The organism is Kitasatospora sp. NPDC056731 (genome assembly GCF_040687675.1).
In the GTDB taxonomy this organism is placed as follows: Bacteria; Actinomycetota; Actinomycetes; order Streptomycetales; family Streptomycetaceae; genus Kitasatospora.
The window spans coordinates 1-18,080 of record NZ_JBFBNR010000001.1 but is presented as its reverse complement, the minus strand read 5'-3'; the positions used below and the strand labels follow the sequence as shown (position 1 = coordinate 18,080).

The following is an 18,080-nucleotide window of genomic DNA, read 5'->3' as shown; positions in this document are numbered from 1 at the left end:
GTCAGTACGCGCAGCGGTCCCGGTGGGAGGCGAACGCCTTGAGCGGATCACCGGACAGGAAGTGCCAGGGCGACTCGGTGACGGCGCCGTCCAAGGCCTCGAACAGCAGGCGCGCCGTCTTGCGCTGGCCGGCCAGCGAGAAGGCCATCGCGAAGGCGTTGAAGGAGCCCTGCCAGCCGCGGACCGGCGTGAAGTCCGGGTGCAGCACGGAGCGGAAGGCCGCCTCCTGCAAGTCGGCCACCACCTCCGCACTGGCCAGGTAGGCGCGGTCCTCACCGTCCGGGAGGTCCAGCCAGCGCTCCAGGTGCGCCAGCACCACCAGCTCGCCGAGCTGGCTGCCCTCCGGCGCCGCGAGCATCGAGGAACGGGCGAAGGCCTGCATCTCCTCGTGCGAGCCGCCCCACTTGGCACACAGCTGCTGGAGGCGCTGGCGGTGCGAGGCCGGATGCCCGGGAGCACGGCGCACGGCGGCCTCGAAGCGGCAGGTCGCGACCTCCGCCGGGAGCGAGGCGCCGCGGGCGCTGATCTGCAGGAAGTACCAGGGGGCGAGCCAGGACGGCTCGCGCTCGGCGACCTCCAGCAGCTGCTCCTCGGCGATGTCCAGCCGCTCGTGGAACACCTGCCACTGCTTCTCGGACACGTGCTTCGCCCGGGCGCCCGTCCGGGCCTCCCAGGCCCAGGTGACGTGCCGGGCACCGGACAGCAGCAGCGCCAACGCGTCCTCGGGCCGGTCGGCGAGGGCCCGGGCCGTCCACTCCTCGACCCGGGGCACGTCCGCGATCGCACCGACCCGCCCGGTCAGATCGGCGCCGTCCCCGACCGCGGCCAGCGCGGGGCCCAGGGCCGCCCAGTCACCGGCGGCGGCCTGGCCGAGCATCAGGCGCAGCGACTCGTCCCCGAACGCCGGATCCAGCCGCGGCGCCGCAACGGCCGCCACGGGCGCGGACCCGACGGCCCGCCGCACCCTCCCAAGCCAGCCCGCCCCGCTCTGCGCGGCCTCCTCGCCGGAGCGGCGTCGGAACAGCGGCATGTGTGGCCCCCTCGAACATCATCGGCATCTTTCGTATGGCCGCACGACGGCCACCCCAGATGAGTAGATATCACGGCCGACCGACATCCGTTTCCCCAGCCCAGGGGCGGTCCCGGTCCGGCACGTGCGGGGACCGCCCCACGGGCCTCCGACCGGGGCGGACGACCGGGGCTGACGGCCGGAACGCGGGCACGTCGAACGGGGTGAGGACACGTCGAACAGGCGGCAGGCGCTGTCCGGTCCGGCGCCGAAACGCAGCGGGCCCCGGCGCCTCCTCGGCCCGGGGCTTCGCTTCGCTTCGCGTACGCGGCGGCCGTCAGGCCAGTCCGAGCCCGGCGTCCGGGGTCTTGCCCGCCTGGGCCTGCTCGATCCGCTTGACCAGCATCACCCCGAACCGCCGGGCGGCGGCCACGTCGGCCGGCCCGCCCTCGGTGGTCACGCTGGCGACGACGGTGCCCGAGCGCAGCACGATGCCGATGCCCTCGCTCTCGCCCAGCTGGCCCTGGAAGGCCTGGCTCTCGCTGCCCAGCACCGGGGAGTCGACCTTGCGGAACGGCCCGGCCCCGTAGGAGGCGTAGGACTCCTTGAGCTTGCCCTTGGCGGCGTCGCGGTTCGGCAGCGTCTCGACGATGAAGCGGGCGACCACGTCCCCCGAGGAGAACCGGACGGAGCCGCTGAGCGGCTTGCCGGTGCACGGCACCGACGCGGTGCAGGTGGTGGCGTGGTCGATGGTGTCGACCTTGCGCTTCTCCTCCTCCCAGCCCGCCATCGCCTTCGCGTCCGGCAGCACCTGCCCGACGAGCTTGTCGTCCAGCAGCACCGCCTCCAGGTCCGCCCCGGGCGTCGCCGCCCCGGCCGGCGGAGCAGAGGCCCCGGCACCAGCGCCAGCGCCACCGCCTCCGGTCGCCGGCGCCGGCGCCGAGGCCGAGCCCGCGGCCGCACCCGCTCCCGTCGCGGCGGCAGACGCGGACGCCGACGCGGAGACCGAAGCCCCCGCACCGGTCTCACCACCCGCCGGACCCGTCGCGCTCGCCACCGCACTCGCCGCCCCCGCCGCACCCTTGGCCGCGTCCGAGCCCGCCGGGGAACTCCCCGCAGACCCCGCCGAGCACCCGGCCAGCACCCCCGTCAGCACCCCGGCCGCCACCGCGGCAGCCACCCTCCGACCAGCCATCCCCATCCCCATCGCCCACTCCTCCGGATGTCCGTGACCCATCAAGATAGCCGCCGCCCCCGGCCCGCCCGCGCCCGGGTGCACCCGGGCCGATCAAGGACGGAGCGGGGGGCGGGAACGGCGGCGGGGCGGCGACCGTACTGGTCACCGCCCCGCCGCCGGAACTGCCGGAACTGCCGGAGGATCAGACCGCCGGGGCCGGGTAGGTCGGGAACTCGACGCCCGAGACGTACTGGACGACCCGGATGACCTGGCAGGAGTAGCCGAACTCGTTGTCGTACCACAGGTAGAGGATCGCGTTGTCGCCCTCGACCTTGGTGGCGCCGGCGTCGACGATCGAGGCGTGGCGCGAGCCGATGAAGTCGCTGGAGACCGCGTCGGGGGAGTCGGTGAAGTCGATCTGACGCTTCAGCGGCGAGGTCAGCGAGACGTTGCGCAGGTAGTCGAGGACCTCCTCGCGGTTGGTCTCGCGGGCCAGCTGCAGGTTGAGGATGGCGATCGAGACGTCCGGCACGGGGACGCGGATCGAGCTGCCGGTGATCTTCGCCTGGAGGTCCGGCAGGGCCTTGGCGACGGCCGAGGCGGCGCCGGTCTCGGTGATCACCATGTTGAGCGGTGCCGAGCGGCCGCGACGGTCGGCCTTGTGGTAGTTGTCCAGCAGGTTCTGGTCGTTGGTGAACGAGTGGACGGTCTCCACGTGCCCGCGCAGCACGCCGTACTCGTCGTCCATCGCCTTCAGCGGCGGGACGATGGCGTTGGTGGTGCAGGAGGCGCAGGACAGGATCTGCTCGTCGGGCTTGATCGTGTCGTGGTTGACGCCGTGGACGATGTTCGGGACGTCGCCCTTGCCCGGCGCGGTCAGCACGACCTTGGCGATGCCGGGGCGCAGGTGCTTGGACAGGCCCTCCCGGTCGCGCCAGCGGCCGGTGTTGTCGATCAGGATGGCGTCCTTGATCCCGTACTCCGTGTAGTCGACCTTGGTCGGGTCGTCGGAGTAGATCACGGTGATCTCGTTGCCGTTGGCGATGATCTTGTTGTTCGCCTCGTCGACGGTGATCGTGCCCTGGAACTGGCCGTGGATCGAGTCCCGGCGCAGCAGCGAGGCGCGCTTGACCAGGTCGTCGCCGCCGCTGTCGCGCACGACGATGGCCTTCAGGCGCAGGCCGTTGCCGGAGGCCTTCTCGATCAGCAGGCGGGCGACCAGGCGGCCGATCCGGCCGAAGCCGTAGAGGACGACGTCGCGGGCGTCGCGGCGCTCCAGCTTGTTCTCGCCGGTGGCGCCGGAGACGGCCTGGGCGGTGAACTCCTCGACCGACAGGCCGTGGTCGTCGGCCCGGTAGGTCGCGGCGAGCATGCCGATGTCGATCTGCGAGGGGCCGAGATCCAGGGTGGTCAGCGCGCTCAGGAAGGGCATCGTCTCGGTGACCGAGAGCTCGGCGCCGGCTATCTGGCGGGCGAAGCGGTGCGTCTTCAGGATGCTGACCACCGACTTGTTCACCAGGGACCTGCTGTGCAGCAGGACGGTCACGTCCCGCTCGCGGTGCAGTCGCCCGATGATCGGGATCATCGACTCCGCGATCTCCTCGCGGTTCTTCCAGTCCGTGAACACGTCGTCGTTGACAGTCACAAGTCCATCTTTCGAGCTGAGGGTGTTGCGCACATGGTAGCTTCGCCCGCCCCCGCCCCTTCCGCCGGTCCCTCCCCCGCCCACTTCGCCCGAGCCCCCGACCTGCACTTTCGCCCGCTCACCCACCCCCGGAGGTGATCACCGCCACCCTGCAGCCCCGCTCGGACCTCACCGCGCGCCACCCGGACCGACAGCCGTGGGTCGAAACGCCAGGTCGGCGAGCAGGCCGTCCAGGACCAGTTCCTCCTCGATGCGCCGGCCCGAGGCAAGGAGTACCGAGGACAGCTTCGGGTCCCAGGGCGCTTCGGTCGGGGTGCCGGTGAGGGCCGCGGTGGCGGGGTGCGTGTCGAGGGCGGTGCGGTAGTCGGCGGCGGTGTAGCGCCACGGGGTCCAGGGGACGTGGGACAGCAGCCGGGTGGCGATGCGCAGGCCGCCCCAGTCGAAGTCCCCGTGGTAGCGCAGCGTCCATCCGACGTCGGCGTAGAGCCTCAGCAGGCGCAGGGCGGCCGCGCTGGGCTGGCCCTGGACGCAGACCAGCGGTGCGCAGTCGGGGCCGAGTCGGTCCGCGGCCGCCAGGACGACGGCCGGGTTCTCGCACACGTACGCCGTGCCGCCGCGGGGCGGACGAGGGGCGTCGCGGACGAGTTGACGGAGCGTCAGCACGGCGGGCTGGCCGACCGATCCGAGTGCGGCGAGGGCCCGTCCGGTGGCGGTGTCCCGGTCGCCGGGGAGGTTGAGGGCGATGACCTGCGACGAGAGCTCGTCGAGCAGCAGCCCCGCTGCCGCCCAGGTGTCGCGCCGCGCCTGGGCGCCGTCGCCGGGCGGGGTGCCGGTGAGGGCCCGGACGGCGTCCAGCATGAGGGTGGCCAGCGGGCCTTGGTCGAGGGCGTGGGCGTCACCGGTGTGTTCGGCGGCGAAGGTGCTGAGCGAGCGCGGCGGCGATGCCGGCAGGTGCGGCAGCAGTCGGGCCAGATCGGCGAGCAGCGGTGCGGCTTCCTCGGGGCCGCGGGCCAGTCGACGGACGAGGCCGGTGGCGTTCAGGGAGGCGTACCAGTCGGCGAGTTGGGGGCGGGCGGCCACCACGGACGCGAGTGGGGCGAAGGCGCGCTCCCAGGCCAGGGCGAGCCGGTCGGCCGCTTCCTGTCGGGGTACGACCGGCCCGGTGAGCGCGACGACGGCGGCGGCCAGCCCGTCCGGGCTGGCGCCGCTGGCCCGCAGCACCCGGTCGACGGCGGTGAGGGACACGGAGAGCGAGCGCCCCGGACGCGGCGCACGGCCCAACAACCGGGTGACGGCGGCCCGTTCGGCGTCGGCCGCACCGGTCAGGGTGACCGTGCCGTCGAGTGGCCGGGCCGCCTCCATCCGGCGGCGCGCCCGGTCGAGCAGCCAGGTGAGTTCGGGTGCGCCGATCAGGCGCTGGAGCCGGGGCACGTCCATGGTCAGGAGAACACGCCTTCCTGCCGTTGGCCCGGCACCTCCGCGTCGGCCACGCGGGAGCGCCGGCGGCCGTCCCACTCCCAGCGGGTGACCAGGACGGCGGCGATCTCGTCGACCCGGGAGAGCTGGGCGATGGCCAGGCCCGGGACCTCCGGGTAGCAGCCCCATTCGCGCTCGGAGGTCATCACGACGTCCAGGTCGAAGGCGGTGAGCAGGCCGAGCGACTTGGCGCGGGAGTCGTCGTCCACCCCGGCGAACGCCTCGTCCAGGGTGACCAGGCGCGGCGCGTACGGGCTTCCGGCCGAGGCGTAGTGCGAGGAGGCTGCGGCGAACAGCGGGAGCGAGACGGAGAGCACCCGCTCGCCGCCGGAGGCCGGGCCGGTGGCTGACTGCCACTTGCCGTGCTGGTGGCGCTCGATGCCGAACTCGTGCCAGGAGCGGTAGTCCAGGGCCGCGGTGAGGTGCTCCAGCCAGGTCCCGGACGGATTGTCGGTGCGGGCGCGCTCGATCTGCGCCTGGAGGAAGTCGCCGAGGGCGGCCCGGTCGGCGGCGGTCCAGGCGTCGGAGGACTGGCGCAGGAGGCGGTCACGGGCGGCCGCCAGGCCGCCGGGAGCGTCGCGGGCGGGCCGCCACACCAGCCGGAGCAGCATCCCGGTGCTGGTCGGACGGTCCTTGAGCTCCCCGTTCATCCGCAGGACCTGGTGCTCGGCGGCGCTGACGAGTTCCTGAAGGGTGCCGGCCACCTCGGTGATCAGGTGGTTCTCCAGGATCTCCTGCTCCCGGGCGGAGAGCAGCCGTTGCCGGTCGGCGACCTCGGTGGCCAGGGCGCCGGCCAGCTCGGGAACGGAGCGTTCGCGGCCCTGGAAGACGATGTCGACGACCAGGCCCTCCTCCAGCATCCGGGCCGCCGCGCTGTGCCCGTGGCGGGCGAGGGCGTCGGAGAGTTCCTTGAGCTCTTCGGTGATCCGGCGCTGAACGCGTTCCCAGGCCGGGTCGGCGTCGTCGACGGATTCCAGCTCGCGCTCGACGGCCCGGGCCAGGCGGACGGCCGGCTCGGGGGCCCAGGAGTCGCCGGCGTGCTCCTCGGCGAGGTCGGGCAGGGCGACGACGAGCAACCCGGTGGCGGCGAAGCGGCGCAGCGCGTCGATCGCTTCGGCGCGGGTGCGGGCGGTGTCCTCGATCTCGATGCGGACCCGGGTCCGCAAGGCGTCGGCGGCGGCCTGGCGGCCGGTGGCGGCGTTCTGCTCCCGACGGGTGGCCCGCTCGCCTTCCTCGCATCCCCGCAACGCCTCTGCCACGTCGGCGAGTTGACGTTGCAGCTCGGCGACGGCGGCGCCGACGGTGGCGGCCAGCGTCTCGTGGCGCTCCCCCGCCGTGACGGCCTCCCGCGCCGCGTCGCGCGAGCGCTCGGCCAGCTCGGCGACGCGCTCGGCGGCCCGGCCGTGGTCGACGGCCTCGGCCGCCAGCGCGGTCCGGGCGGCCCGGGTCTCCCGCACGGCGGGCCAGAGTTCGGCCAGGGTCTCCCGGTAGGAGCCGAGGGCCTCGCGGGCCTGCCGCAGACCCGCACCGGTGACGGGAAGGCCGAGTTCCCCGGCCAGGTCGTGCAGTTCGGCGGTGGAGTGCTCGGCAGCGGCGGCGGCCTCGGCGGCGATCCGCTCGGATTCCCCGCGGCGCTCGGCGGCGCGCGCGTGCTCACGGTGGGCCGCCGTCGCCACGGCGTGCGCACCGCGCAGGGCGGCGTCGTCCGGCAGGGCCGCCTGCTCGGCCGCCAGGGTGCGGACGTCCGCCTCCACCCGCGCGGAGCGGTCCGCGAGGTCCGCCGACTGCTCCGCGAGTCGGGCGAGTTCCGTCTCGACGACGGCCGTCCTGGCTCGCCGGGCCTGCTCGCGGGCACCTTCGCCGAGGTACTCGGCGGCCGGTTTGGACCAGGCGCCGGCCAGCGAGCCGAGGCGGAACCGCCCGTCCAGGCCGATCCAGCTGCCGGCGTGGGGCAGTTCCTCGCCCACGTGGAGCAGGCCGATGCCGGCGAGGAGCCGATCGACCAGTTCGTCGGGGAGAGCGGCCGCAGCCGGATCGGACCGGTCCACCGCCGGGCGCAGTACGGCGGTGAGCGAGGTGCCGTCCACCGGTGCGCCGGCGGTCGCCAGGATGTCGCCGATGCCTGCCGCGGCCACCGTTCCGTCGGGAGCGACCCAGGCGTCCAGCAACCCCGAGGCCTCCAGGGCGGCTTCCAGCTCGGCTGCCTGAGTGGGCGTCAGATCATCGGCGACGTCGACCAGCTGCCACAGCGGCGCGCCCGGGCGGCCCTGCCGGGCCTCGCGCGAGCGGGTGTGCGGGGCCTGCGGACCGCGCCGGCCACCGCGCCGGAGTTCGGCGAGCTCGCCCTGCAGCCGGTCCCTGCTCTCGTCGGCGTCCCGCTGCTGCGACTCCAGCGCCGCCCGAAGCCGCGCGAGTTCGGCGCCGACGGTGGAGGCTGCCCGCTGCGCCGCCACCCGGGACGGGTCTGCGCCGACCAACGTCCCGGCCCACTGGTCCAGTTCGTCGAGCATTCCCCCGGGGTCGGCGGGGCGCAGCAGCCGGCATCCGGTGAGGTACGAGCGGACGGCCGCGAGGTAGTCCCGGCCCTCCCGCGCCGTACTCTCCTCGGCCTCGGCCCGCAGCTCGGCCCGGTGAGCCAGTTCGCCGTCCGCGTCCTCCAGTCGACGGCGGGCCCGGTCCAGCTCCCGGATCGAGTCCTGGGCGGTCGCGAGGTGCTCCTCGACCAACGCGATCGAGCGCTGGCGACGGTCGGTGAACTCGGCGGCGTTGTGCTGCGCCGTTCCGGGGACCTCTCCCTCGACGAGGGGGCGGACAGCCCGCTCCGCGTGTTCCCGTTCCAGCCCGGCCGTGCTCGCCGCAGCCAGGGCCCGGTCCAGTACGACGCCCTGCGCACGCTCGGCGGCCTCCGTACGGGACCGCGCACCGCCCAACCGGGCGGCGAACCGCGTCAGTTCCTCCTCGGACCGCAGCCGGTCGGCGTCGGCGCGTTCGGCGTCCCGCGCGGTGCGCCCGGCCAGGGCGGCGGCCTGCTCCAGTTCGCGGGCGCTGCGCATCTCCGGACCGGCCCGCAGGGCCTCGTCCCTGGCCCGCAGACCGGTGCGCCGGCGGTCCAGTTCCTCCAACCGGGTCTCGGCCTCGGCGAGTGCGACGCCGGCCGCCTCGAAGTCCTGTTCGGCGGTGTTGAGTTCGACCCGCAGCGCCTCGTAGCGGGAGTGCTGCGCGCGGGGGGCGCGGGCCTTGCGCCGGGCCGCCACCCGGGCGTAGCGGCGGTAGTGCTGGAGGAAGGAGCCCGCCGCGCGCTCGGCGGCGGCCATCACCGCCAGCTGCTCCTTCTCCTCGTCCAGTGAACGGAACGCCTCCGCGACGTCGGCGACCACGGCCTGGTCCATCGGCGGCAGCGACTCGGTCAGGGCCCGGGAGAGCGTCTTCTCGCTGGGCCGCTTCGACAGCTGCGGCTGGCGCAGCTGCACCAGCAGGTCGACCAGGGCCGCGTACCGCTGCTCGCCGAGGCCGAACAGCGCCTCGTCCACCGCGCGCCGGTACGCCCGCGCCGAGTCGTACAGCAGGCCCCGGCCGTCCAACGCCTCGGCCAGCCGGTCACGGCCGATCGCGGCGCCGGTGGAATCCACCAACCGCAGCTCCGGACCGATCCGCCGGTCGGTGACGAAGTACCAGTGGCGGGCGATGCCCCGGCCGCTGACCGCCTTCAGTCCGCAGCCGAGCGTGGTGTAGTGCGCGGTGCCGTCCTGGTCCAGGCGGCCGAACTCGATCCAGGTGTAACCGAGCCGCTCGGGGTGCGGGTGCTCGCCGCCGAGCAGCAGGTTCCACTCCATCCGCTTCTTCGGGTCGGCGTCCGGCTCCACCCGGTGCGGGGAGAGGTCGCCGTCCAGCAGGAAGGGCAGGGTCAGGGCGAGCACCTTGGACTTGCCGGTGCCGTTGTTGCCGCGGAAGAGCAGTCGGCCGTCGCGGAAGTGGAACTCCTCGACGTCGTAGTAGAAGAGGTCGACCAGCCCGACCCTCAGCGGCTGCCAGCGCGTACGGGTGGGCAGGGGCAGGGGCAGCCGCGTCCTGGCGGTGGTGTTCATCGGGTCCTCGCGCCCTTCGTGCGGCCGGCAGTCGTCTTCGGGTTCTTCTTCGGGTTCTTCCGGGGCGCGCTCTGGCCCGGTTCCAGCAGGACGGTCTCACCGACCCGGTAGCGGTCCAACGCCGGCCTGGGCCGCACCAGGGCGGCGCCGTCCGAGCCCACCGCGCGATCCAGCAGCCCGAGCGCGGTCAGCCGGTCCACGGCCTGCTCGGCCAGCTCCACCTCGGCACCGGGAACGGTGGCGCTCCGCCGCCAGAACCCGGCGTGCTCCAGGGCCCAGCCGGCCACCTGCCGGTGCACGTCGGCCAGCGGGACGGTGCCGCCCCGTCCGGCGAGGTACTCGGCCACCAGCAGCGCCACGTGGCCGTCGGTGCCGGACTCCGGCATCCGCAGGTCCGTCAGATCGTCGTCCGGGTCCACCATCGCCAGGCCTTCCGCCCTCACCTCCGCGACCAGGCCGGTGAGTTCGGCGACGCGCCGGGTCAGCGCGCCGCGCTGGGAGGTGAGGTAGGCGCTCTCGCTCTCGGTCAGTCCGTCCAGGTAGAGCACCGGATCGTCCAGCAGCCGACGGGACAGGGTGTGCCGCAGTGCCCGGTTGCGCAGTTCGTCGCTGTCCGGCAGCACTTCGGCGTTGAGTTCGGCGAGCCGCTCCTCGAAGCCGTCCGCGCGCACCGTGCTCGGGCCCCGCCGGGAGACGAGCAGGACGGCCAGCACCCGGCGGTCCACGTCGTACAGGGCGTCCCCGGCCGACTTCAGGAAGGCATCCTCGTCGCCCGCCACCTTGGCGAGCACACCCCATTCCAGCAACAGCCGGACCACCGCCACCAGATCGGTGCGCTGCTCCCGGTCGGCGAGGGTGAAATCCACCCCGGCCGCGTCGAGCGCCGGATCGGCCGCCGCGAGCACCACCTGCTCCGCCAAGCGGCCCAGCGCGATCTGCTGCTCGGCGCGTTCCAGCACCGCCAGGCACAGACAGACCAGGACGTAGCGGCGCCGCGAGAACGGCAGGCCGGTGCGCTGGTCGCGGGCCGGATGCGTGGGATCGTCGGGCCGGCCCGGAATGCGGCGCAACCGGACCACCTCCGAGTCCACCGACAGCGCCCAGCCGGTGTTCCGGTCGAACCAGGTGCGCAGCTCCGTCGCGTACTGCCGCACGAGGCGGAAGTCGTCGGCGTGGGACCCACCCGCCCGCAGCAGCGGACGACGCAGCAGCGCCCGGGCGGCTCGACGGACCTCCGCGGAACGCTGCGCGGCGAGCACGTCGCCCAGGCGGTCGTCACTCACGGTCGTCACTCACGGTCGGCCCCCACGGGATCGTTCTCGTTCGCCAGGTCGATGATCTCGACCAGATGTTCCGGGCCCCACAGCACGCCGTCGAGGGTGCGGATCTCGGCGATCCCGCCGCCGCGCAGCCTCGTCAGCCTGATCTCCATCGTCCCGTCGTTGGTGGTGGCCGCGACCGAATCCGCGCCCGGACGCCAGGCGGACAACGCGTCCCCGAGGAGCAGCAGGAACAGCCGGAAGGCCTCCCGGTCCAGTTCGTCCAGGTCACTGAGCCGCACCTCGCCCCGGGTGGCCAGCCGGGCCCGGACCGCCGCCGTCTGCTCGGCCTGCTTGCGGGCCAGCTCGGCCAGGTACGCCTTCGCCTCGCCACGGTCCTGCACGGACCGCGACCGACCGCGCCGCTCGTACGAACCGGTGCGGCGCAACTGCGGACTGATCCGCACGCCCGCCGCATCGCACCAGGACGCGGAGGCGGGCACCGGCTCGGATTCCCGTTCGGCCAGCGATTCCTGATCGATCGTCAGATGCCTGGCCGAGTACAGTCCGAACGCCGAGCGCCACAGCCGGTGCCGGGAGTCGTCGTCGGGCGCCTCGGCGAACCACCGGGCGAGTTCGCGGAAGTCCGCCGAGCGATCCGATCGGCCCGCCCGGCGCTCGTTCAACGCCTGGACCACACTGAGCAGTTGGGGAATCGCCTGGCGGGCGGCGGAGCGCAGCAGCTTGGCCTGCGAACTGCGGCCGGGCACGCTGAGGAACCAGGCCCGCAATCCGTCCCAGCGGCCGGTCCAGCGCCGCTCCCCCGCCGCCAGCGCCTCGGCGGCCAGGTCCGGAGCGGCGTCGGCGGCCTCACGCTCGACGGCCAGGCGCAGCAGCGGCCCGATCCGCCCGCCCTGGGACGCGCCGAGGTGCTCCAGCAGCCCCGCGATCTCGGCGCCCCGGGTCACCAGGTCCTCGATGAACCGCTCCAGGTAGTCGATCAACCGCTGTTTGTAGGCGAGGAACACCTCGACCTCGGCCTCGTGCAGGTCGACCGTCCGCTGGAGCGAGCTCATGAACGCGCGGGCGTTCTCGGCCAGCCCCGAGAAGCGGTCCACCAGGGCGAGGAGCGCGAGGTGCGTCACCGCCGGGTCCGGTTCGTCCCGGTCGGCCAGCGCCAACAGCGCCCGCAGGTGCACGGCGATGTCGGCGAGGGCGACCGCCTGCAACTCGCCCCGGCGGCCGAGCGCCGTGTCGTACGCCGCCAGCGCCTCCTCCGCGGCCTCTCCCGCGCGGGTGAGCTGGTAGATGTACCGGGAGCGGTAGAAGTCCTCCAGGGCCGTGACCCGGCCGGTGTCGGGATCGGGCCGCAGGTTCCCCCACTTGGCCAGTCGTTCCAGCGCGGTGGCCACCGCCTCCACCGACGGTCGCCCCTCCGGCGGGAGGCCCAGGTGGACGTCCTCCGGGCGCAGGTGGACGGTGAACTCCTGCTTGGCCCGGACGAACACCCCCATCACCTGCCGGTAGAGCTCGCGGCCCTCGGTGGCGAGATGCGCGAACGGCCGGTATCGCTCGTCGGCTCGGTCGGTGTCGCCGACCGGCGGGCCCGCACTCGGGTCGTCGACGCTGGTCATGGGCGTCATTGTGCCGGACGGCCGTACCCGCCCGAACCGGTTCGGCGGATCCGGGCACATCCGGCGGCCGGATTTGCCGGGGGTGCGGGGTGGTGGGGTAATGGAAGCGACCCGTGCTTGAGCGTTCCGCGAACGACCCGGGAGCAGCCATGACAGACGGTCCCGAGCCCATCAGTGCCGAGGCCCTGCGCGCCGTGCAGGAGGAGCTGGCCGAGCTGCGCACCGAGCGGGCGAAAGTGGTGGGGACGCTGCGCGGGGAGGACGTGGGCGACCGGGCGGACGCGGCGGACGAGTTGCAGCGGGCCGACGACGTCGCCCGGCTGGACGAGCGGATCGCCGAGCTGGAGGCCCGGGTCCGCGAGGGGGCCGCCGCCGGGCCGCCGTCCACGGAGGTGGTGGGGGTGGGCTCCACGGTCACCGTGCGGTTCGCGGACGGGGTGGAGGAGACCGTCGAGGTGGCGGAGCTCGCCGAGGTGCGGGAGGAGACCCTGGTGACCGCCGACAGCCCGCTCGGGCGGGCGCTGCTCGGGCGGCACGCCGGGGAGACCGTGAACTACGAGGCGCCGAACGGCGCGGCGAGCGCGGTCGTGCTGTCGGTCGGCGGACGGCGGGCTTCGTGAACTCCCCCGACGACCCCGCGCAGGACGCCCCCCAGCAGGACCCCACGCAGAACCACGCCGCCCGGGACGAGCCGGCCGTGGGCCCCGACCCCGTCGGGCCGCCGCAGTTCGCGCCGTACCACCACCCGGCCGCCGGCTGGGGTGCCGCGAAGAGCGTGACCCGCTTCCTGGTCAAGGAGGGCGCGTACGTGGACGGGCCCCGGGCGATCATGCGGATGAACCACGAGAACGGCGGCTTCGACTGCCCCGGGTGCGCCTGGCCGGACGACACCAAGGGCCTCCACCTGGACATCTGCGAGAACGGCATCAAGCACGTCACCTGGGAGATGACCCGCAAGCGGGTCGGCCGCGAGTTCTTCGCCGCCCACTCGGTGACCGAGCTGTCCGGGTGGAGCGACTTCGCGCTGGAGGACCAGGGCCGCCTCACCGAGCCGATGGTGTACGACGCCGGCTCGGACCACTACGTCCCGATCAGCTGGAAGGACGCCTTCGAGCTGGTCGGCCGCACCCTGCGCGAGCTGGACGACCCGAACCGGGCCGCCTTCTACACCTCCGGCCGGCTCGGCAACGAGGCCACCTTCCTCTACCAGCTGATGGCCCGCGAACTGGGCACCAACAACCTGCCGGACTGCTCCAACATGTGCCACGAGGCCAGCGGACGCGCCCTCCAGGCCTCACTGGGCACCGGGAAGGGCACGGTCGACCTCAAGGACTGGGAGGTCACCGACGCGCTGTTCATCATGGGCGTCAACGCCGCCTCCAACGCGCCCCGGATGCTCACCGCCCTCGCCGACGCGCACCGCCGCGGCGCGCAGATCGTGCACATCAACCCGCTGATCGAGGCGGCCGCCACCCGCACCATCGTCCCGCACGACTTCGTGGACATGGCGCTGTTCAAGTCCACGAAGACCAGCACGCTGAACCTCCAGCCGCGCATCGGCGGCGACATGGCACTGGTGCGCGGCATGGCCAAGGCGATCCTGGAGCAGGCCACGGCCGACCCCCAGGCCCTGGACCGGCAGTTCATCGAGCGCCACACCACCGGGTTCGAGGCCTACCGCGCGCTGTGCGGGGCCACGCCCTGGGAGGAGATCGAGCGGCAGAGCGGGCTCGGCCGGGCCGAGGTCCTCAAGGCCGCCCGGGTCTACCGCGACGCCGACCGCTCCATCGTCAGCTGGTGCCTGGGCGTCACCCAGCACGAGCACGGCGTGGACACCGTGCGGGAGATCGTCAACCTCCTGCTGCTGCGCGGCAACCTGGGCCGCGAGGGCGCCGGCCCGTCGCCGGTGCGCGGGCACAGCAACGTCCAGGGCAACCGCACCTGCGGCATCGACCACCGCCCCTCACCCGAGTTCCTGGACCGCCTCGCCGAGGCCTGCGGGATCGACCCGCCGCGCGCGCACGGCCTGGACACCGTCTCCGCCGTCGAGGCGATGCGGCGCGGCGAGGTGACGGTCTTCGTCGCCATGGGCGGCAACTTCGCGCTCGCCGCGCCCGACACGCCTTACACCTACGAGGCGCTGCGCGGCTGCGAGTTGACCGTCCAGGTGAGCACCAAGCTGAACCGCAGCCACCTGGTGCACGGCCGCCGGGCGCTGATCCTGCCGTGCCTGGGCCGCACCGAGAAGGACCACCAGCGCGGCGGGGTGCAGAGCACCTCGGTCGAGGACTCGATGAGCATGGTGCACCTGTCCGTCGGCATGAAGCGCCCGGCCTCCCCGCACCTGCTGTCCGAGCCCGCCATCGTCGCCGGGATGGCCCGCGCGGCGCTGCCGGACAGCGGGACACCGTGGGAGTGGTACATCGAGGACTACGACCGGATCCGCGACACCATGTCCCGGGCCCTGGACGGCTTCGAGGACTTCAACCGCCGGGTGCGGCTGCCGCTCGGGTTCCGGATCAAGCAGCCGGCCCGCGAACTGGTCTTCCTCACCCCCTCCGGGCGGGCCGAGTTCTCCACCGCCCCGCTGCCCGACGTCGTTCCCGCCCCGGGCACCCTGGCGCTGGGCACCATGCGCTCCCACGACCAGTGGAACACCACCATCTACTCCGACAACGACCGCTACCGGGGCGTGCGGAACCTGCGCACGCTGGTCTTCCTGAACACCGACGACATGCGCGAGCGCGGCATCGCCGAGCTCGACCCGGTCGACATCACCAGCACCGCGAAGGACGGCAGCACCCGCACACTGAACGGCTACCTCGCGATCCCGTACGACATCCCGCGCGGCTGCGCGGCGGGCTACATGCCCGAGATGAACGTGCTGTGCGCGATCGGCGACTACAGCACCCAGAGCGACCAGCCGATCATGAAGCACCTCAAGGTCACCGTCACCAAGGCGTAGGAACCGGGGACGGCGCCCACCCCGAACGCCTACTCCGACGGCTGCGGCGTCCAGCGGTGCAGGCCCTTGCGGTCGTAGTACCGGGTCATCCCGAAGCCGAAGGCCAGGGCGAGCACCACGCCGACCGCGATCATGGTCCAGCCCCGGGCCAGGCCCGCGTCCGCCCGGGCGTCGAAGAACAGGATCGCCCGGATGCCGTCGCTGAGCTGGCGCATCGGCTCGAAGACGCTGAGGAAGCGGTAGAAGCCGGGCACCGCCTGGAGCGGGATGGTCGCCCCCGAGGAGGGCAGCGCCAGCGCGATGAAGACGAACATGGACACCAGCTGCCCGATCCCGCCGAACGCCGCGTTGATCGCCTGGACCCCGAGGCCGACGGCGAGGCTGGCGCAGTAGGCGAAGACCCAGAGCAGCGCCTGGTGCGGGGCGTCCATGCCGAGGACGGTGACCGAGCAGACCATCACCAGGGTGGTGGTGAGCAGCATGATGCCGGCCGTCATGACCATCTTCAGCAGCAGGGTCTGGGTGCGGGTGATCGGGACGGTCGGGCGCCGGGTGTGCCAGGGGCCGAGCTCGCTGTCGCTGTAGCCGAGCGCGGTGTCGACGCCGTTGTGGATGATGTTGCCGCCGATGAAGCCGGTCAGCACGGCCAGCAGGGTGTAGTAGAAGGCGCTCAGGCCGAGCCCGCTGTGGGTGCCGATCGGGTGGCCGACCCGGGTGGTGACGGCGAGCGGGTCGGCGAGCAGCAGCCGCGCGGTGGCGTTGGTGCCCGTGCCGGAGCCGGCGGAACCGGCCGGCGGCGCGGCGGCGGTCAGCTCCTTGCCGAGCGCCAGCGAGGCCTGGTGGGCGGCGGACTGGGTGATCTGGGAGGCCAGCGAGGAGCCGAGGCTGCCGAGGCCGGGGTTGGTCAGCACCGTCAGGGTGGGCCGTTCGGTGGCCCGGCCGGTGGTCAGTGCCGCCACGTCGGCGGTGAACGCCTGCGGGACGAGCAGCGCGCCGTAGACCTTCCCGGTGGAGAGCAGGTCCATCGCCTCGGCCTGGTCGACCTGGCGCCAGTCGACGGTGCTGCCGGGCGTCCCGGCGACGATCTCCCGGCTGAGCCGCGCGCCCAGGCTCTCCGTCCGGCCCGGCGGCGGCGGGCCCTGATCCGCGTTCACCAGGGCGATCGGGAGCCGGTGCAGGTGCCCGGTCGGGTTGAGGATGCCGCCCATGTAGAGCAGCGAGAGCACCACGGCCAGCAGGCCGCACAGGATGCTCGGCACGAGCCACAGCTTCGCGTGGCGGGCGAGCACGAGGGCCCGCGCCTGCCGGGGACCGTCCTGGGAGCCTGCGGACGCCATGCCACCCCTCGGATTCGGGCGCAACCTGGTGCTGCTGCCGATGCGGTGGGAAGTCGTTCCGTGGCGGCTCGGCGGCAAAACCCCACGTCACCCGATCCGCCCCGCCGGGCCTCGCCGCGCCCCGGCCGGGGCGACCGGGGACAGAAGGTAAAGGTTCTACCAAGTACGCAAGTATCGGCCTCCGCGCGGTCTATGCTTCTGGAGGTTTGAAGAAGGCACCTCGTTCGGTGAGGCTTCTTCACGGACACAGGCCACTGATCCGACGACGTCGAGAGACGCCCAGGGTTAGGACAGATCTTCCCGACCTAAGGGTTGATCCGAAGTGGCTTCCGGCCCGACCGGGCTGGACACGCCGTGGAGTGCCAAAGCTCTGACGAGTTGGGGTGAGCCGGCGGTCGCTTCGCGCGCCGGCGAACTCCTTGCCGCGTCGATCACACGCACCACGGGGTGCGTCGACCGGGAGGAGGCGAGAGACATGGATTGCAGTAGTCCGGGCCACAGTTGCCCCTGCCCCCGCTTGTCCTCGCACACTCCCGGCACGCGGTAACGACCCTCCCTGCGCACGTCTCTGACGGTTCATCACCTCAACGCCCGGCTTCGCCGTGCCCGAACGGGCCCGCACCGCCGGGTGGCGATGCGCCGCGCCCGTCCGCAGGGGGATCGCCGCCGTGCGCCCCCGATCGCCCCGCCTGCCCGGGGCCCACGGGAGGATCGTCATGACCACCAACGCCACGCTCGACTCCAAGGTCCCCGCCCCGCGTTCAGCGGTACTGGACGACGCCCACGTCGGCGACATCAAGGGTGCGCTCGGCACCATCCGGCTCGACGACACCACGCCGCGCCACGGCCTGTCCGCAAGACTCAAGACCCTGCTGGCGATCGTCGGCCCCGGCCTGATCGTGATGGTCGGCGACAACGACGCGGGCGCCTTCTCGACGTACGGGCAGGCGGGGCAGAACTACGGCACGCAGTTGCTGTGGACGCTGCTGATGCTGGTCCCGGTGCTGTACGTGAACCAGGAGATGGTGCTGCGTCTGGGCGCCGTCACCGGTGTCGGCCACGCCCGGCTGATCCTGGAGCGCTTCGGGAAGTTCTGGGGCGCGTTCAGCGTCATCGACCTGTTCCTGCTCAACGCGCTGACGCTGGTCACGGAGTTCATCGGCGTCACCCTGGCGGCCGGGTACCTGGGCCTGCCGAAGGTCGCCTCGGTGGTGCTGGCGGCGGTGGTGATCATCGCCTCGGCGTTCACCGGCTCGTTCCGGCGCTTCGAGCGCGTCGCCGTCACGCTGTGCGTGGGTTCGCTGCTGCTGGTGCCGATCTACTTCATGGTCCACCCGAAGACCTCGCAGATGGCGCACGACTTCACGGTGCCCAGCATGCCGGGCGGTTCGGGTCAGCTGGCGGCCGTGATGCTGGTGATCGTCTCCATCGTGGGCACCACCGTCGCCCCGTGGCAGCTGTTCTTCCAGCAGTCGTACGTCATCGACAAGCGG

Annotated in this window: 12 protein-coding genes and 1 riboswitch; of the genes, 4 read left to right on the top strand and 8 right to left on the bottom strand. The window is 73.2% G+C overall.

Annotation, left to right across the window (positions count from 1 at the left end):
• Position 1 precedes the first annotated feature (1 nt).
• Both AB0R04_RS00060 and AB0R04_RS00055 read right to left on the bottom strand, forming a co-directional pair.
• On the bottom strand, positions 2 to 1,030 hold the full coding sequence (locus AB0R04_RS00060) for a hypothetical protein (RefSeq protein ID WP_363366653.1): 1,029 nt from the start codon (positions 1,028 to 1,030) through the stop codon (positions 2 to 4).
• A 316-nt stretch (positions 1,031 to 1,346) separates the two neighbouring features.
• Positions 1,347 to 1,850 carry a hypothetical protein gene (locus AB0R04_RS00055; protein WP_363366651.1) on the bottom strand — a complete coding sequence of 168 codons (504 nt, stop codon included), beginning with the start codon at positions 1,848 to 1,850 and terminating at the stop codon, positions 1,347 to 1,349.
• Between AB0R04_RS00055 and AB0R04_RS00050 the strand changes: the two genes are divergently transcribed.
• On the top strand, positions 1,834 to 2,241 hold the full coding sequence (locus AB0R04_RS00050) for a hypothetical protein (RefSeq protein WP_363366649.1): 408 nt from the start codon (positions 1,834 to 1,836) through the stop codon (positions 2,239 to 2,241). The two genes, AB0R04_RS00055 and AB0R04_RS00050, sit on opposite strands and share 17 nt — an antisense overlap.
• A gap of 147 nt (positions 2,242 to 2,388) precedes the next feature.
• On the opposite strand, the gene AB0R04_RS00045 is transcribed toward AB0R04_RS00050, so the two are convergent.
• The 5 genes from AB0R04_RS00045 to AB0R04_RS00025 all read right to left on the bottom strand — a co-directional run bounded on the left by AB0R04_RS00045 (position 2,389) and on the right by AB0R04_RS00025 (position 12,285).
• The gene (locus AB0R04_RS00045; protein ID WP_063349745.1) at positions 2,389 to 3,831 is read right to left on the bottom strand and encodes a glyceraldehyde-3-phosphate dehydrogenase; all 1,443 of its coding nucleotides are present in this window, start codon (positions 3,829 to 3,831) and stop codon (positions 2,389 to 2,391) included.
• 168 nt (positions 3,832 to 3,999) lie between these two features.
• Positions 4,000 to 5,268: a TIGR02679 family protein gene (locus tag AB0R04_RS00040; RefSeq protein ID WP_363366647.1), complete on the bottom strand. Its 1,269-nt coding sequence runs from the start codon at positions 5,266 to 5,268 to the stop codon at positions 4,000 to 4,002.
• 2 nt (positions 5,269 to 5,270) lie between these two features.
• A complete protein-coding gene (locus AB0R04_RS00035; protein ID WP_363366645.1) occupies positions 5,271 to 9,392 on the bottom strand; it encodes a TIGR02680 family protein in 4,122 nt (1,373 codons plus the stop codon).
• A complete protein-coding gene (locus AB0R04_RS00030; protein WP_363366643.1) occupies positions 9,389 to 10,675 on the bottom strand; it encodes a TIGR02678 family protein in 1,287 nt (428 codons plus the stop codon). The genes AB0R04_RS00035 and AB0R04_RS00030 overlap by 4 nt, the downstream gene beginning before the upstream one ends.
• Before the next feature lie 5 nt (positions 10,676 to 10,680).
• Entirely contained in the window at positions 10,681 to 12,285 is a 1,605-nt protein-coding gene (locus AB0R04_RS00025) for a TIGR02677 family protein (protein ID WP_363366641.1), read from the bottom strand.
• Between the two features lie 149 nt (positions 12,286 to 12,434).
• On the opposite strand from AB0R04_RS00025, the gene AB0R04_RS00020 reads away from it, so the two are divergent.
• Positions 12,435 to 12,905: a GreA/GreB family elongation factor gene (locus AB0R04_RS00020; RefSeq protein ID WP_363366639.1), complete on the top strand. Its 471-nt coding sequence runs from the start codon at positions 12,435 to 12,437 to the stop codon at positions 12,903 to 12,905.
• Positions 12,906 to 12,982: 77 nt separating this feature from the next.
• Positions 12,983 to 15,250 (top strand): FdhF/YdeP family oxidoreductase, encoded by a 2,268-nt coding sequence (locus tag AB0R04_RS00015; protein WP_363367309.1) that lies wholly within the window; start codon positions 12,983 to 12,985, stop codon positions 15,248 to 15,250.
• A gap of 29 nt (positions 15,251 to 15,279) precedes the next feature.
• Here AB0R04_RS00015 and AB0R04_RS00010 read toward each other — a convergent pair whose 3' ends face one another.
• On the bottom strand, positions 15,280 to 16,587 hold the full coding sequence (locus tag AB0R04_RS00010; protein WP_363366637.1) for a DUF3533 domain-containing protein: 1,308 nt from the start codon (positions 16,585 to 16,587) through the stop codon (positions 15,280 to 15,282).
• A gap of 212 nt (positions 16,588 to 16,799) precedes the next feature.
• Positions 16,800 to 16,977, top strand: a riboswitch (M-box (ykoK) riboswitch).
• Positions 16,978 to 17,303: 326 nt separating this feature from the next.
• Between AB0R04_RS00010 and AB0R04_RS00005 the strand changes: the two genes are divergently transcribed.
• Positions 17,304 to 18,080: divalent metal cation transporter (locus tag AB0R04_RS00005; protein ID WP_363366635.1), on the top strand; the 777-nt coding region annotated here is incomplete at its 3' end.

Excerpts from the sequence above, each read along its gene's own strand:
- AB0R04_RS00060 (WP_363366653.1), bottom strand. The coding sequence starts at position 1,030 with ATGCCGCTGTTCCGACGCCGCTCCGGCGAGGAGGCCGCGCAGAGCGGG.
- AB0R04_RS00040 (WP_363366647.1), bottom strand. The coding sequence starts at position 5,268 with ATGGACGTGCCCCGGCTCCAGCGCCTGATCGGCGCACCCGAACTCACC.
- AB0R04_RS00035 (WP_363366645.1), bottom strand. The coding sequence starts at position 9,392 with ATGAACACCACCGCCAGGACGCGGCTGCCCCTGCCCCTGCCCACCCGT.
- AB0R04_RS00025 (WP_363366641.1), bottom strand. The coding sequence starts at position 12,285 with ATGACCAGCGTCGACGACCCGAGTGCGGGCCCGCCGGTCGGCGACACC.
- AB0R04_RS00020 (WP_363366639.1), top strand. The coding sequence starts at position 12,435 with ATGACAGACGGTCCCGAGCCCATCAGTGCCGAGGCCCTGCGCGCCGTG.
- AB0R04_RS00010 (WP_363366637.1), bottom strand. The coding sequence starts at position 16,587 with ATGGCGTCCGCAGGCTCCCAGGACGGTCCCCGGCAGGCGCGGGCCCTC.